A 14,796-nucleotide genomic window follows, 5' to 3' on the forward strand; every position below is an offset into this window, starting at 1 on the left:
AAATTTTTACTGGTAATTTTTCTCGGAAGCATTGTTTGGAATTGTGCGAATCCCGAGCTGGAACTTGATGAGCATGTCCTAACTTTACCCGAGTTCCAATCTTTAAATTATCCTAGTGAATTTGATGTTGATAAGTTGCTGAAAGTAGGCTATCCTGCAGTTTTGGGAAATTCGGTGACATATATATCTATGACTACCTTGGGAAGCAAATTACTTAAACTTATAAGCAAGGAGAAACCTTACATTTATTTTGAAGTAAATACAGATTTTGCCGACGTGGGAACGATGAAAATGGGATTTGCCGGTGGAGGAAAAATTTATTATAGCCCCTACACGTTAGAATTCCCTTATCGAGATGAATTGCTATTTCACGAGTTTGTTCACATCTTACAGAATGAAAACCAATCCCCTCTTAAAAGTAGAAATAATGAAATAGAAGCATATTTGGCACAATATTTATATGCTAAAAATGCAGGCGGTTCAAAAGGTGCAATGCTGATTAATCCCGCATTTTCCGAACTAATACGCGACATAGCTGATAATTATATAGATGAAAATACGGGAATGCTTCGGAAGGGTATTAACCAAGAAAAGTTTAATAAATTGTATAATGATGCTTTGGATATCTTGGAAAGTTTATCAGGGTATCAAGGAGAGGGATGGTTTTCTATTCGTGACACAAATACATATTATTTTCCAAACATTATTAATCTGATAAAAAGTAACGTATGAAAAAAATTATTTTATTATTAGCATTCGTATTAATTTCTGGAATCTTGGTGGCTCAAAAGCATAAGATTGGTATCGTGAAGGCGAAAAACGTGACTTACGAAATAAAAGAAGATAAGAGAAATTGGACGCTCAGAAATATTAACAATCCTGATACTACAGTGAAGGAGATTCCTAATCGATATATAATGCTTTTACCAGCTGCTGGTTTTGAGCAGCAAATTGGAAAAATAGTGCATGATCATTTATCTCGGGAAGAATTAATATTTCTCGAGGAAAATGGGGATTCCTTTGGTGTAAGACTTCGTGTGGCTCGTGATAAGTATAAAATACTCCAAGTTGTTCATTTCTATTTTAAAAATCGGTATACTTACTACAAGAACATGTCTATTGAGCGTCGTAGTGAAATTGAAAAATACATGGAGTTACCGACAAAATACGAGGGGTTCTGGCTCAACTTCCCGCTTGACCGTCTTCATGAGATAGAAAAAGATATTGTGGATAAGGTAAGACTTCCCGCTGACTTGGACGAAACGTTCTTGGTAGATGATTTTGACATAGGTGTGCTGGCAAGCGATATCTGTAATGCGGCAGGAGAAAACCAGAAACGTGAAAAAAACGGAGATGCATGCTCTAAACGAGACACGATACAAGCGACACCCGATTTAATGAAGATCACTCGATAGAATTTTAATATTAAATATGTAAATTTTGTGCGTGCTTTTGGGCCAGACTGAAGGAATTTCTCGCACGAGAGAATGAACTTCAGTCTATTTTACACCCGTTTTTTATTGTCTGTGATCGTCAAAATTGTTTATGCTTATCTTGGAAAATTGGTAGTTGAAAAAGAGGAATGTTCGCTGCAACAAAATCTGACGATATAGGGGTGTGAAAAAGCCGAGTACGAGAAGGGGGTAAGATGTTCTCACGTTGTGCAGTCAAAGTTTAGTCGTTTCGAAACGGGGAAATAATGACAGAACAACGGGGAAAGAACGAGAGAAGGGGCTGGTTAAGATTTTAACGTGAGAGATAATTGGCAGATTTTCAGAAGGAATCGGTAAAAGTTCTTTGACATGTTGGGACATGGAAAATATTGTAATATCTTTGTATGAACAACTTTAAAACGATTTTGAAGATGAAGTACCCGATAGGAATCCAGAGTTTTGACCAAATCATCGAGGACGGTTATGTTTACGTGGACAAGACCGCCTTGGTCTACTCGTTGGTGAAAGAAGGAAAAATCTATTTTTTGAGTCGTCCGCGTCGTTTCGGGAAGAGTCTTTTGGTGTCTACACTGAAGAATTATTTTTTGGGACGGAAGGAACTTTTCAAGGGGCTGGCGATTGACGAATTGGAGAAGGATTGGTTGGTGTATCCGGTGTTTCATATTGATTTTAACGGACGGAATTTTTTGAAAGGGGAAACGTTAGAGAACGTGCTCCAAGGATATGTATCCCGTTGGGAGGAAGAATTCGGTTTAGAAAATGGAGGTTTGGACGTGGGGGATCGTTTTATCCAATTGCTAGAGAAAGCACACGAGTGGACGGGGCATCGAGCCGTGGTGTTGATAGACGAATATGACAAGCCGATTCTTGACGTGTTGGATACAAATATAGAGGTGACCGTGGATGGCAACCGGATGCTGCTGGAGGAATGGAACCGTGGGGTACTGAAAGGTTTTTATTCTGTTTTCAAGGCGGCTGACGAGCATTTGCAATTTGTTTTCCTGACAGGAGTGACGAAATTCTCGCAGGTGAGCGTGTTCAGTGGTTTCAATCAACCGAAAGATATCAGTATGGATGGTCGGTATGAGGCTCTTTGCGGGATTACGCAAGATGAGTTGGATTATTATTTTGCATCACCCATGACGGAGATGGCAGAGGTTTATCATTATGATGCGGAAGGGATGAGGCAGTTGTTGAAACGTCAGTATGACGGTTATCATTTCGGTCCGCGGTTAGTGGATGTTTATAATCCGTTCAGTTTATTGAATGCTTTGGATGCAATGATGATTCAAGATTATTGGTTCCGGAGTGGTACCCCGTCTTATCTTATTCGTCTATTGAATCACACTAGAGAAAATCTGAATGAACTGACGGGGCGTTATTATGAAACTCCTGAATTTGTGGATTACAAGGCAGACGTTGAAAAACCTTTACCGATGATCTACCAGAGTGGTTACTTGACGATCAAAGGATACAATATGCGTCGTAACACGTTTTTGCTCGATTTCCCGAATAACGAGGTGAAAAACGGTTTCTTGACCATGGTGGCTTCAGATTACTTGAAGCCGCGAACAAGCATTAATAATTGGGTACAGGATACGGTGGATACCTTACAGGATGGTGACACGGAAAAATTCCGTCGCTTGTTGACCTCGTTTTTGAGTAGTATTCCTTACACGATGCGTCGTAAGGAAAACGAACGTGAGAAAGAGCGGTATTTTCATTACACGTTCTATTTGTTGATGCGTTTGGTTAGCGTTTACACGGTTTACACGGAGAAGCAGCAGAGCGAGGGACGAGTGGATTGTATCATCGAGACCGATCATTATATTTATATTTTCGAATTCAAGTTGGACGGTACGGCGGACGAGGCATTGCGCCAGATAGAGGAGAAGGGGTACGCGTTGCCTTACTTGGAAGATGAGCGTCGGCTGTATCGTATCGGGGTTAGTTTCTCGTCGGAAACGGGAACAGTGTCGGATTGGAAGGTGGTCGAGTAATAGTTCGCGGAAAAAATTGTAATTCATTAGGAGGTGTGTTTTGCCACATCTCCTGATTTTTTTGTCTTTTTTGGTGAGAGTCTGTTATTGTCACGAATTGTCCATGTTCACCCTGCAAGGCGGACGGGTGAAAGGGTTGTATGTTTGCATCATCAAAGTTTGACGATATGTCAGTGGATTTTGGAGTATAAATTTTTAAATGAAAAATTATGGCAGAAGTAAGTAGTTTATTTAAGATTCGGGGGAAAGTGGGGAACACCGTTTTCTGTACCATGAACGGAAAAACGTTCGCGAGGGCGTTGGCGGTGAATAGAAATGATCCCAATACGCCGAAACAGCAGGCGGTACGTTCGAGGTTCCGGGTGGCAGTGCGTTTTTACCAGAAATTGAAAGAAACTTCGTTGCGGGATGTGCTGGATGTATCGGCAAAAGGGACAAGGATGAATGGTTTTTCCTTGTTTATGAAGATGAATCTGGAAGCCTTTAAGGCGAACGGGAAAATCGGGGATTTTTCGTTACTGCAATTCTCGGCAGGGAAACGCCGGGGTGTGTACGAGTTGGAGGCGGAGGTGGACGCTGAAGACCGGGTGACATTGCGATGGGAGGCTGACACGTGGGACGGATTCGGGGATGCCGACGACGGGTTGACTGTCGTGTTGTTGTACGGGAATCGTTCTTTTTCCCCGGTAGTCGTGGAGGGAATCGGGGCCAAGCGTTTGGATGAAAAGGTGACATTCCCGTTGACGAGGAGAAAAGGAACCCGGGTGCATATTTATTGTTTTTTCGGGACTCCCGACAGGAAAGCGTTTTCTAATACACAATACCTGAAGATATGAGCAAGAAAAATGATTTATTGAAGTACTTGAATCTATTGTTTGAGGCAAAGGCGGAATTGACGGGCGATCCTGCAGCTCCGATTCGTTATAACGGTTATGAATGGGAAGGGGGGATGCGTTTGGAACTTTTGGATCTGGAATTGGCGGTTTGTCCGATGATGGCGGAGACTGCAGTCCGGGGACAGCGGAGTTTTATGATCTGGAAGATGTTGAGCGAACGGGTGTTGGAATTGGAAGAGGTGTTCTCACCCCGGAAAGACGGGACATTGCATCGCTACTTGAGGATTACGCGGGGAGATGAGTTGGTGCAGTTCAAACAGCTGGATGCCGATACACGGGAAATGATCAATCGTTTCGTGCTGGTGCAGAGAGAGTCGTACCTGCGTTATGCCCGATGTTTTTGTTCGGAACCTGCGGTGTTGCCTTCCGTGTTTACCCTGTCGTTAGACGATATGGAACTGGGGGAGTTGTTGGCTTGTTTCTATCGTTCGGGTATCGTTCGGTGTCTGACGGGGGATATGGCGGAAAAGGAGTTTATTCGTTTTTTCTGCCGGGTATGGAATCTGCCTTTGAACCCGGATTATTACTCGTTGATCAGCAAGTCGCTGGCAAGACCCCACCCGACGGCGTTGATCGAGCGATTGAGGACGTCGCTGGAAGATCATATTGAAAAATTGGATGCGAGGAGATGGTGATAATATTAATCCTATATTTATAATGAACGATGGAAAAGAATGAAAAGTTACTGGTGACGGTAGTCGAGCTGCAAGAAGGTATTTCTCTGCGTTTGTGCATGATCGAGTCGAGGTTGCGGGAGTTGAAACAATCTCCTTTCGAGCAGATGATGAGTGAGGAGGCTTTATGCAAAAAATTGGAGATTCACCGCCGCACTTTGGAACGGTACGCGGAGAAAGATAAGGTGCGGAAATGTCAGATTTGTGGGAGGAGGTATTATTATCCGTCGGATTTTATTAAAATTCAAGGCTGGAAATGAAGCCTGTAACCGGAATTGTCAGTGCGGTTGGCGAGTTGGTCGATCGCCTGACGCTCCCGGCGAGGGAGAAAAAGCAACTGGAAACGGATCTGTTGCGGGTGTTCATGGAGTGGGAACAACGGGTGATGGAAGCTCGGACTGCCGTGTTGGTGGAAGAAGCTCGTGGCAATTGGTTACAACGCTCGTGGCGACCGTTGGTAATGTTGATATTTGCCTTGATTGTTCTTGTCGGTACTTTCACGAGTCTGCCGATTCTCTCCGATACTTCCCGCTTCTGGGATTTACTGGAAATCGGAATAGGCGGATACGTGGTGGGAAGGAGCGGGGAGAAAATCATGCAGGCTTTCACGCGCAAGCGGCGCTAATTCAGTGATTTAATGATTGTCGATTAGGTTTTAAACTTTAAATTATTTAGTATGGCATTTTCAATTTTTAATTCTCCATTTTCAATTGTCAACCATCGTTTGATGGGTGACGGGGATGGGGTGGTGCATTTGGTGTGTTCGAAGAATACACGCCCGTTAAAGGAGCCGGATATGATCGTGTTGCATTATACCGCGGGTGTGAGTGGTGAATCTTCCGCGATTTATCTTACCCGGCCGGATGTGGCGGCTTCGGCACATCTGGTAATCGGGCGGGACGGGAAAGTTTTTCAACTTGTGCCGTTCAATATCGAGGCATGGCATGCCGGAAGAAGCTGGTACGCGGGACGTGCCGAATTGAATCATTATTCTATCGGGATCGAGTTGGATAATCTCGGGAAACTCCGGCAGAAAGGGAAAAAGTTTTTTGCCGAATGTGGTCGGGAGGTCCCGGTAGAAGAGGTGTACACGGATGACAAGGGGGACGTGCCGACTTTTTGGCATCGCTACACGCGGGTACAGGTTCAGGTATTGGCACAAGTTTGCCGATTGCTTCAAAAACATTACCCGATCAAGAACGTGGTAGGCCACTCGGATATAACAACAAGAAAACAGGATCCGGGACCGGCGTTGGAAGAGGCGTTTAAAAATTTATGATTTATGACTTCCGATTTTGATTGAGTGATTTCCGATTTATGATTATGTAATTACGGAATCGTTTAATCGGCAATCACAGAATAAGTAAATTTTCAATTTTCAACTTTTAATTTTCAATTGTTTTATGGCAGAATTTAATTCTTATTTGTTAGGTAAAGCGAGAAAATCAGTAGGTAACATCACGTTGTGTTACACGAGAAGGAAAAATATCGCGAAAGCGAAAGTTTTTTCAAGGAAAGACAACCCGACACCGGAGATACTGGTACAGCGGGCGAAAATGAAAGCTGTGGTACAGTTATCCCGAAGTCTTCTGCCGATCATTCGGAAAGGCTTCGCGGGTGTGGGGAACGGGACCACGTCGAATGCTTTCGTGGCACGGAATATGAAAGCGGTAACCGTGGATGAGAAAAACGTGGGAACAATAGATTTCGATCTTTTGCAGGTTGCCGCGGGGATGCTTAATCCGCCAAAGGTGACCGTGAATTATGATGAGGAAAGTAAGAAGTTCCAGTTTGTGCAAGAGATGCAAGAGGAAGAGGACGGGTACGCGTTTGCCGGAGATCAAGTGTATGGCGTGTTGTACGAGACGGTACGAGAGCGGGCGAGATTAATAACGTTGAGAGTCCGCGGTGAAGGTGGTAGCACGAGTTATGCGCTACCGGATGAGTGGGACAACACCAAGGTTAAAGCGTATTGCTTCGCCACGCTGGATAATGGGAAGATGGCATCAGACAGCTTATTGATTTCTTGATTTGCCATTTTTGATTTTAGATTTCAGTCGCACGGGGCTTTGCGTCGGGGCGGCTGGCTTCTATTATTTTCAATTTTCAACTTTCAATCGTATGAATTATTTTATAATAGGAATGTTCTCGACATTGAGTTTTAATTCGGTGTTGTCGCAGATGGCAGATCATTTGTTTGCCGGAGTGATCAGTATTATCGGGGGAATCGTGAGTTCCGTGGTTGTGGCTTGGTTGAAACGACGATGGGGAAAGAGAATAGGAAGATTTGATTAACCTATTTACACATAGTGTAATAGGTGTGTGATATTGACGAAGAATATAGTAGGGAGGTAACAGGTGGAATATTGAAGGTCGGAATTAAAGTATAAATTATTTTATTTTTATGTGGTTTTTAATAAAGAAATCTATACCTTTGCTTTGTCAATTCGAGAAATAATAAAGAAGTGTATAGCACAAATGAAGGAATAAGCCTCCGGAAGTGTGCATACACTTTTTTTGTTAAATCCGAGTTGACGTTCTATTTAATAACCGGAGGCTTTTTTGAAAACGTTTTTTTTACAAGATAGTTACATGTAAATGTAATGTTTTTTGAATTCTAATTTGTCTAGGAGGGTGAAAGTACCGTGATGGGAAATCCCCTTTTTTTATTTTTTCTCGGGTTTAACTAAAATTTAAATCGATTGCATTTTGTAACCATACAGAATCGTTTTATATTTGTTAGCGAAAATAGTGCGTGTTTTCAGACTATTTATTATTTACAAGATTAAAACTATTACACACATGAGAAAAACAGTATGGATTATTTTGAGTTGCTTTCTCACCTTGTTGTTTGTACCGAAAACTTACGGGCAGGCACAGGATAAGTTGTTGAGTTTACTCAAGGAAGAGTTGGCACAACAGATGAAGGAACTGAAAGGCGAAGAGTTTCCCCCGTATCACATGAATTACAGGGTTATTGATGTGACCACGTCCGTGGTATCCACTTCTTTCGGGGCGTTGATGAACAGTCAGCAATATCGTTCCCGGACTTTAGTACCGCAAATTCGTTTGGGAGATGCAACATTAGATAATTTCAAGTTCGCCCAGATGGGGGCGCAACAGCCTTCGTCAGCCAGATTGCCTTTGGACGAGGATAATAATGAAGATGCCATTCGTCAAGCTATCTGGAACGAGACAAACAACCGTTACAAGTTTGCCGTGGATATGTACCAAAGAACCAAAGCGCAGACGACGGTGAACGTGGAGGAAGAGGATAAGGCTCCTTATTTCTCGGAAGTTCCGGTAGAAAAGTATTACGAGGCTCCGCTTCCGGTAGAAAAAACTAAAATTGATCTGGACGAGTGGGCGAAACGGTTGAAGGAAATTTCCGCCGTGTTCAAAAATCAACCCGGAATCATGCAAGGTGACGCTATGATGATTTATACCGTGGAAAGACGTTATTTCGTGAATAGCGAAGGTACGGAGGTTGTTCAGAATCTGCCGTATGCTCGGATTATGGTATTCGGGGAGACGAAGGCTGACGACGGAATGGAATTGCCGTTGAATCTTTCTTATTTTGCTTATGATCCGAAAGATCTGCCGTCAAACGACAAGATCATCGCCGACGCGAAAGAAATGGTAAAAACTCTTGAAGCATTGCGTGTCGCTCCGATGGTAGATCCCTACACGGGTCCGGCTTTGTTGTCCGGTCCTGCCAGCGGGGTATTCTTCCACGAGATATTCGGTCACCGTGTTGAAGGACAACGCATGAAGAGCGAGAGTGACGGACAGACGTTCAAAAAAATGGTTGGTGAGTACGTGTTGCCTGCTGATATGCACGTGTATGATGACCCGACAATCCGGGAATATGCCGGGGAGGATTTGAACGGTTTCTATAAATATGACGACCAAGGTGTGAAGGCTGAACGGGTAGACGTGGTTGTGAACGGCAAGTTGAACGAGTTCCTGATGACTCGCACCCCGATTGACGGGCATCCTCGCTCGAACGGGCACGCGCGGGCTATGGGGGGATTTGATCCGGTATCTCGCCAGTCTAATTTGGTGATTGAGACTTCTAACCCGAAAACTCCGGAAGAGTTGCGCCAATTGTTGATCGAGGAAGTGAAAAAACAAGGTAAAGAATACGGTTATTTCTTTAAAGAGGTAACGAGTGGATTCACGTTCACCGGAAAAGGGGGAACGAACTCCTTTAACGTTACCCCGTTGGAAGTGTACAAAGTGTTCGCGGACGGTCGTCCCGACCAATTGGTACGCGGCGTGGATCTGATCGGAACTCCCCTTTCCATGTTCTCGAATATTATTTACGCGGGAAATGACGCTCGTGTATTCACGGGTATGTGTGGTGCCGAGTCCGGTTCTATCCCTGTTACGGCAATTTCTCCGACTATTTTGGTAAACAAAGTAGAAACGCAACGGAAAGCCAAATCACAGGATATTTTACCGATTTTATCGGCTCCGGGATTGGAGAAAAAAGCTAAAAACTAAAAGAAATTTGACGTTTAGAATTTAGAGTTAAAAGGAGTGTTGGCATGAGCGGGGAAATCTAAAATCTAAAATCATTAAATCTAAAATTAATACGATGAAATATATATTATCACTATTATTGTTTTTCCTGCTGCTCGGTCCGGTTGTCGCACAAAGCGAGCAAGATCAGGTGATTTTTAAAGCCATGCAGGATGAGTTGCAGAGAAATAAGGAAAATTTGGCTTTGCCGGGAATGGATAAGCCGTTTTATTTGTCCTATTCTCTAGGAAGATATCGTCAATTCGAGGTATCGGGAGTGTTGGGGGCTATCACGAGTTCAATGGAATTACCTTGGATGGGTATCGGTTCTTCGCAATTGCTGTTGGGAAATTATGACAACACGAGTGATTCCCGTTACATCGGTCAATTCTTGAAAATAGGTATGCCTGCCGAGGCGGATTATGATATGATTCGTCAGAACTACTGGTTGGTGACGGATGCTGCTTATAAATGGGCATTACAGGAATCAGCCGCTAAAGAGGCTGCCTTGAAAGCTAACCCGCAAACACCGGAAGAGGCAGCATTGCCTGATCTGGTAAAGGCAGAGCCGATCACGAAAATAGTGGAGAGCAAGCCCTATGATATTAACATGAAAGAGTGGGAAAACGCGATTCGCGAACTTTCCGCTATTTTCAAGGGTTACAAGGATATTTACAATTCATCCGTGGGTATCAGCGGGCTGGACATGGAAGTGTACAAGCAAACCAGCGAAGGGGTAACCATGAAGCAACCGGTTTCTTACGTTAATTTCTATGCACAGGGATTCGTGAACACGGCGGACGGCGTGAAAATCGGAGATGTCTATTCCGTGTTGGTGGCTCGTCCGCAGGATATGCCTTCACTGGAAGAGCTGAAGAAAAACGTAAAAGCTTTTGCCGAGAATCTGATTAAATTGAAAGATGCTCCCGAAGTGGAAGAGTTTTATTCCGGTCCGGTGCTTTTCGAGGATGGTGCCAGTTCAGCTATTTTCACGAACAACTTGTTGAATCAAGGCGGATTGTTCGCTTACCGGAAACCTGAAGGCGGTCGTGGAGGTGCAGCCAAGACTTTGGACGGACGTATCGGAAGAAAGATCATGGATAACCGTTTGACGGTAAAGAATTACAGCACGTTGGATAAATATAACGGGGTGCCGTTATTGGGAGCTTACGAGATTGACGCGGAAGGTGTTGTTCCGGCAAAGGAGATGACGCTGGTGGATAAAGGTATTTTACGCCAGATGTTGAACGGGCGAGTACCTTCATTGAAGACTCCTCATTCCACGGGTAGTTCCAGATTCGTGATGACTGGACAGGACATTGTTTACGTGACGGCACCGGGAACAATTCATATCGAGGTGGATAAAGGTACGAAGCAGGATAAGATGAAAAAGGCCTTGATTAAGGCAGCCAAGGACGAGGGATTGGATTATGCCTATATCGTGCGTAGTATGGCAGGAACAGCTTCCCGGATTTACAAGGTAGACGTGAAAGACGGTAGCGAAACGCAGGTTCGTTTCGGTGATGTTTCCGCGATTAATCTGTCGAAAATCAAACGGGTATTGGATATTTCCAGCAAGGAAAATGTGTCCAATTATATTTTGAACCGTCAGGTGTTGTCTTCGTTGATTTACCCGGCTTCTATTTTGATTGAAGACGTGGAGATCAACAAGTCTGAACCGAAGAAAGAGAAAGAACCGGTATTGAAATTCCCGTTGCAGAGATAAATCGCCGGAGGCGAGTTACAGGTTGCAGGTTACATTCGCCTGCGGCGAGTTACAGGTTTATTTTACGAATAAACCGGATTCTGAAAGCTAAAAACTAGAAGTTATAATATACGTAACTTTTAGTTTTTAGCTTTTATCTTTTAGTTTTAAAAACTACCTTTGTGAAGGGATGGGTATGTAATTGGTATTAAAATGAGAAAGACATTTGACAATATTCGCCTGATAGCTCGTTACGAGCGGAGACTGATAGCACGCGGGAAGTTATTCTGGATTTTCATGATTTGTGTGTTAGTCGGTATTACCGGGTTTCAATGGTTATGGCAAGGAGGGGGAAGATGGGGAATTAGTTCTTGGGCGGAGGTCGCTTTGCCTTCCTATATTCCTTATTTGAACGCGTGGTTATATAGTCTGGTGCAGGGAATCATGGTCATCTTTGTCGGGGTGGATTTTGTCAGGAGGGATCGACGTTTGGAAACGAACGTGGTGTTTTTAAGCCGTCCCGTGACGAATACGATATACCAGACCGGAAAGGTGTTGGGGATACTGGAGGTGTGTTTGTTGATGAACGTGTTGACGATGGCGTGTGGGATGGGGGTACATTTGTTGTTTGGGGAGCCGGGGACTTTTCAGCCGGGAATTTATTTGATTTATATGGTCGTGTTGACGATTCCCTCGTTGATTTTCGTGTTGGGCTTGGGATTAATTATTGTCAATCAAATAAAGAATCATGCTTTGGCAATTCTTGTTTTATTTGCTTTGTTGGGGGCGTTTTATTTCGGGACAGGGGAGATTTTATGGGGTGTGTTTGACCCGTGGGGACGGGCTTTGCCGCTTTTGTTCTCGGATGTGACGGGGTTGGCAAAACCGGCATGGACAGTATTGCAGAGAGGGATTTTCATGTTGTCCGGTATCGGGTTCATCCTGTTAGCCGTGGGAATGATGAAGCGATTGTCGGATCGGAGCAGGGTGATTCGAATCATTCGGGGATTCGGGATTGTTTTTATTCTGGCGGGAGTTTTTGACGGATTTTTGTATGTCGGGAAGTTTCAAGGAATAAATGCACGGAGAGAAATGTACCGGGAAGTATTTCAAAAGTATGCGGGAGTGGATAACGTGCACGTGAAAACTCATGATATCCGTTTCCGTCAAGCAGGGGAAAGAATGTACGTGACAAGTGAACTGGTGCTTGAGAATGAGCGCACGAACCGGTTGAAGAATCCGATACTGTACCTGAATCCCGGTTTGCAGGTGACAAGTTTGAGGGATCGGGAGGAAAATACCGTACCTTTCACGCGTGAGGGGCAGGTTGTTATCGTGGATCGGGAATTGGATTCCGGGGAGGAACTGAATCTTCGCATGGAGTACGAAGGATTTATTGATGAAGCGGTCTGTTATCCCGATTTCACGGATAAAGAGTTCCATGATACGCGTTTAGTCCTTTTTTCCCGACGCCCTCATCAATTTTTTCGTCACGGATGGTGTTATGCCCGCGTGGGTGATGATTATACATTTCTTGTTCCCGAGTGTTTATGGTATCCGGTGAGTGTGCCCACGGTAAATATATTATCTCCTTTGACTCGTCGATATGATTTTACCCGTTATACGTTGCATGTCGAGAACGTGGGAGAAAGAACGGCGATTTCTCAGGGAAATATGAACGTGAAAGAGAACGTGGCTAGTTTTGAAAACCGTAACCCTTTGCCCCGTTTAAGTTTGAGCTTGGGGCATTACGAGAAAAAGAGTATTGTTTTGGATTCTTTGGAAATGGACATTTTCCGGGGCATGATTTTTTTGAACGAGATTATACGGTGAGTGCAGATTCCGTGAAAATACTTTTGCAAGAACCTATAAGTCAGGTTTGGGAATACAAGGGAGGCGATTACCCGTACCGGCGTTTTGCCGTGGTGGAAACACCCGTGAATTTTATTCCCTATCAACGAAAAGGGAGTGTGGGAAGCGAGTTTATTCTGCCGGAGATGATATTTGTTCCGGAAAAAATGTATAGTGCTTATTATTTTCGTGTACAGTATTGGCCATGGGAAAATGATGAACGTACGCGTTTTGAATTGGAAAGTGACGCTTTACGGAATATTTTGGTTTTGAATCTTCAGGATGGGGCGTTCAATTGTGTTGCCATGTTTGAAGATTTCGGGGGAATCGTGGCATCGGACAAATACCCGGGCGTCGGGGGTATCATTAATCATTTGCTGGCGGCAGAGGAGATGTATCGCGGTCCGATGATTTATTTCTCGGAAGATATGGAGTATGAAGAAGTGGTGGATTATTGGGATGGCAAGTCGTTGCGGGAAGCTTTGGAGGATAAAGATATTAAATTGAATAACCTGCGTATATTGTTGGATAGAAAATATGCTCAGATTGAGAGTCATTTACGGGCTCTCGTGGGGAGGTCGGAATTGGTGGATTTTGCGAAAGATTTCAAGAAGCGACATGCTTTTGCCGGGATAGAGCTGGACGTGTTTGTACAGGCGTTCGAGGCTCGTTTCGGGATAGATGTCCGTGATATTCTGGATAAGTATTACGAGGGGAAAATGCTGCCTGTTTTTTATGTAAGGGATATGAAAGTGGAATTGTTCGAGGAAGAGAAATATGCGCAAAAGATAGCAAGTTGTAAAGTGTATAATCCTTCGCCGATGGATGGGACTGTCACTATTCTCGAGAGGGGGACTTCCGGAGAGGGAGGGAGTTCTTCCGGAAAACATAGTTTCCTTGTTCCGGCGCGCGGCTGTAACGAGATACGAATTGTGCTCGGAAGTGACGATTATTTTTTCTTGGATATGAATCTTTGTCAGAATATTCCCGGGAATAAGCTTATGGAGTTTGGTGAAAATCGGTTGGAGAAAACAAAAAACGGGCGTACCGGTATCTGGGACACTGACAGTACCGTGTTTTTAAGGAAAGAACCGGGTTTGGTTGTCGATGATGATAACGTGATTATTCACGAGAAGAAAAAGAGAGAGAAGTTGGCAGCTTATTTCTCTGAAAAAACAGAGCATAAAAAGTATGAATATATCTATGACCACGAACGTTGGACTCACGTGACCAGTTCCGAGTGTTATGGCGATATCGTGAAAAGTGCTTATTATAAAATAGCCGGAACGGGAAAATCGGAAGTGGAATGGAGAGTGAAAATTGATGCTCCCGGGGTGTACGATGTTTTGGTGTATGTGCCGAATATCCAGGTGACACCCGCTCGCGGTACGTTTATAAAGGGTGCCCGGCTTTTTTACCGGATCGGTTCCAACGAGGGAATGACAGACGTGGAAGTTATACTGGATAACGAGGACGCCGGATGGATCTCTTTGGGTAAATTTGATTTTAATGCAGGGGAATACAGTGTTTTGCTAAGTGACCGGGGAGGGGATTCGTTAAGTTGGGAGAAAACGGAAGACTACGGGTGGGAAGGGGATGCCGTGCAGCTTATATTCGCCGATGCAGTGCGATGGGTGCCCGTGAAAAGATGAGGTGTGCTTTCAAGTATGTTTCGATGAAATTTGTGTATTT

14 protein-coding genes are annotated in these 14,796 nt (G+C 44.0%); all 14 read left to right on the forward strand.

What is annotated here, in order from left to right; translation table 11 throughout:
• On the forward strand, window positions 1-732 hold a 732-nt coding region (locus Q5866_RS09195; protein ID WP_303179909.1), incomplete at its 5' end, for a hypothetical protein.
• Window positions 729-1,415: a hypothetical protein gene (locus tag Q5866_RS09200; RefSeq protein ID WP_303179910.1), complete on the forward strand. Its 687-nt coding sequence runs from the start codon at window positions 729-731 to the stop codon at window positions 1,413-1,415. The genes Q5866_RS09195 and Q5866_RS09200, both read left to right, overlap by 4 nt.
• Before the next feature lie 449 nt (window positions 1,416-1,864).
• Window positions 1,865-3,454: an ATP-binding protein gene (locus Q5866_RS09205; protein ID WP_099294674.1), complete on the forward strand. Its 1,590-nt coding sequence runs from the start codon at window positions 1,865-1,867 to the stop codon at window positions 3,452-3,454.
• 209 nt (window positions 3,455-3,663) lie between these two features.
• A complete protein-coding gene (locus Q5866_RS09210) occupies window positions 3,664-4,290 on the forward strand; it encodes a DUF6266 family protein (RefSeq protein ID WP_227217801.1) in 627 nt (208 codons plus the stop codon).
• Window positions 4,287-4,985, forward strand: a complete 699-nt coding sequence (locus tag Q5866_RS09215) for a hypothetical protein (protein ID WP_303179911.1) — start codon at window positions 4,287-4,289, stop codon at window positions 4,983-4,985. Before Q5866_RS09210 ends, Q5866_RS09215 begins: the two co-directional genes overlap by 4 nt.
• A 29-nt stretch (window positions 4,986-5,014) precedes the next feature.
• The gene (locus tag Q5866_RS09220) at window positions 5,015-5,284 is read left to right on the forward strand and encodes a hypothetical protein (protein WP_186976506.1); all 270 of its coding nucleotides are present in this window, start codon (window positions 5,015-5,017) and stop codon (window positions 5,282-5,284) included.
• Entirely contained in the window at window positions 5,281-5,649 is a 369-nt protein-coding gene (locus Q5866_RS09225) for a 3TM-type holin (RefSeq protein ID WP_099293337.1), read from the forward strand. Before Q5866_RS09220 ends, Q5866_RS09225 begins: the two co-directional genes overlap by 4 nt.
• Before the next feature lie 51 nt (window positions 5,650-5,700).
• The gene (locus tag Q5866_RS09230) at window positions 5,701-6,303 is read left to right on the forward strand and encodes an N-acetylmuramoyl-L-alanine amidase (protein ID WP_292269409.1); all 603 of its coding nucleotides are present in this window, start codon (window positions 5,701-5,703) and stop codon (window positions 6,301-6,303) included.
• 124 nt (window positions 6,304-6,427) lie between these two features.
• Complete coding sequence (locus tag Q5866_RS09235) at window positions 6,428-7,054, forward strand: hypothetical protein (protein WP_099293335.1); 627 nt, start codon at window positions 6,428-6,430, stop codon at window positions 7,052-7,054.
• 91 nt (window positions 7,055-7,145) lie between these two features.
• Window positions 7,146-7,319, forward strand: a complete 174-nt coding sequence (locus tag Q5866_RS09240) for a hypothetical protein (protein ID WP_176555116.1) — start codon at window positions 7,146-7,148, stop codon at window positions 7,317-7,319.
• A 507-nt stretch (window positions 7,320-7,826) separates the two neighbouring features.
• Window positions 7,827-9,530 (forward strand): TldD/PmbA family protein, encoded by a 1,704-nt coding sequence (locus Q5866_RS09245; protein WP_099293327.1) that lies wholly within the window; start codon window positions 7,827-7,829, stop codon window positions 9,528-9,530.
• Between the two features lie 94 nt (window positions 9,531-9,624).
• Window positions 9,625-11,274, forward strand: coding sequence for a metallopeptidase TldD-related protein (locus Q5866_RS09250; protein WP_227217807.1), 1,650 nt, complete (start codon window positions 9,625-9,627; stop codon window positions 11,272-11,274).
• Window positions 11,275-11,466: 192 nt separating this feature from the next.
• Window positions 11,467-13,086 (forward strand): ABC transporter permease, encoded by a 1,620-nt coding sequence (locus Q5866_RS09255; RefSeq protein WP_303179912.1) that lies wholly within the window; start codon window positions 11,467-11,469, stop codon window positions 13,084-13,086.
• Window positions 13,087-13,109: 23 nt separating this feature from the next.
• Window positions 13,110-14,756, forward strand: coding sequence for a hypothetical protein (locus tag Q5866_RS09260; protein WP_303179913.1), 1,647 nt, complete (start codon window positions 13,110-13,112; stop codon window positions 14,754-14,756).
• The last annotated feature ends 40 nt before the right edge of the window (window positions 14,757-14,796 follow it).

This window comes from uncultured Butyricimonas sp. (genome assembly GCF_959596855.1).
Taxonomy (GTDB): domain Bacteria; phylum Bacteroidota; class Bacteroidia; order Bacteroidales; family Marinifilaceae; genus Butyricimonas; species Butyricimonas muris.

What these genes read in the sequence shown, in the direction of transcription:
- Q5866_RS09240 (WP_176555116.1), top strand. Translation starts at nt 7,146, where the DNA reads ATGAATTATTTTATAATAGGAATGTTCTCGACATTGAGTTTTAATTCG.
- Q5866_RS09245 (WP_099293327.1), top strand. Translation starts at nt 7,827, where the DNA reads ATGAGAAAAACAGTATGGATTATTTTGAGTTGCTTTCTCACCTTGTTG.
- Q5866_RS09205 (WP_099294674.1), top strand. Translation starts at nt 1,865, where the DNA reads ATGAAGTACCCGATAGGAATCCAGAGTTTTGACCAAATCATCGAGGAC.
- Q5866_RS09230 (WP_292269409.1), top strand. Translation starts at nt 5,701, where the DNA reads ATGGCATTTTCAATTTTTAATTCTCCATTTTCAATTGTCAACCATCGT.
- Q5866_RS09250 (WP_227217807.1), top strand. Translation starts at nt 9,625, where the DNA reads ATGAAATATATATTATCACTATTATTGTTTTTCCTGCTGCTCGGTCCG.
- Q5866_RS09215 (WP_303179911.1), top strand. Translation starts at nt 4,287, where the DNA reads ATGAGCAAGAAAAATGATTTATTGAAGTACTTGAATCTATTGTTTGAG.
- Q5866_RS09220 (WP_186976506.1), top strand. Translation starts at nt 5,015, where the DNA reads ATGGAAAAGAATGAAAAGTTACTGGTGACGGTAGTCGAGCTGCAAGAA.
- Q5866_RS09210 (WP_227217801.1), top strand. Translation starts at nt 3,664, where the DNA reads ATGGCAGAAGTAAGTAGTTTATTTAAGATTCGGGGGAAAGTGGGGAAC.
- Q5866_RS09200 (WP_303179910.1), top strand. Translation starts at nt 729, where the DNA reads ATGAAAAAAATTATTTTATTATTAGCATTCGTATTAATTTCTGGAATC.
- Q5866_RS09225 (WP_099293337.1), top strand. Translation starts at nt 5,281, where the DNA reads ATGAAGCCTGTAACCGGAATTGTCAGTGCGGTTGGCGAGTTGGTCGAT.
- Q5866_RS09255 (WP_303179912.1), top strand. Translation starts at nt 11,467, where the DNA reads ATGAGAAAGACATTTGACAATATTCGCCTGATAGCTCGTTACGAGCGG.
- Q5866_RS09235 (WP_099293335.1), top strand. Translation starts at nt 6,428, where the DNA reads ATGGCAGAATTTAATTCTTATTTGTTAGGTAAAGCGAGAAAATCAGTA.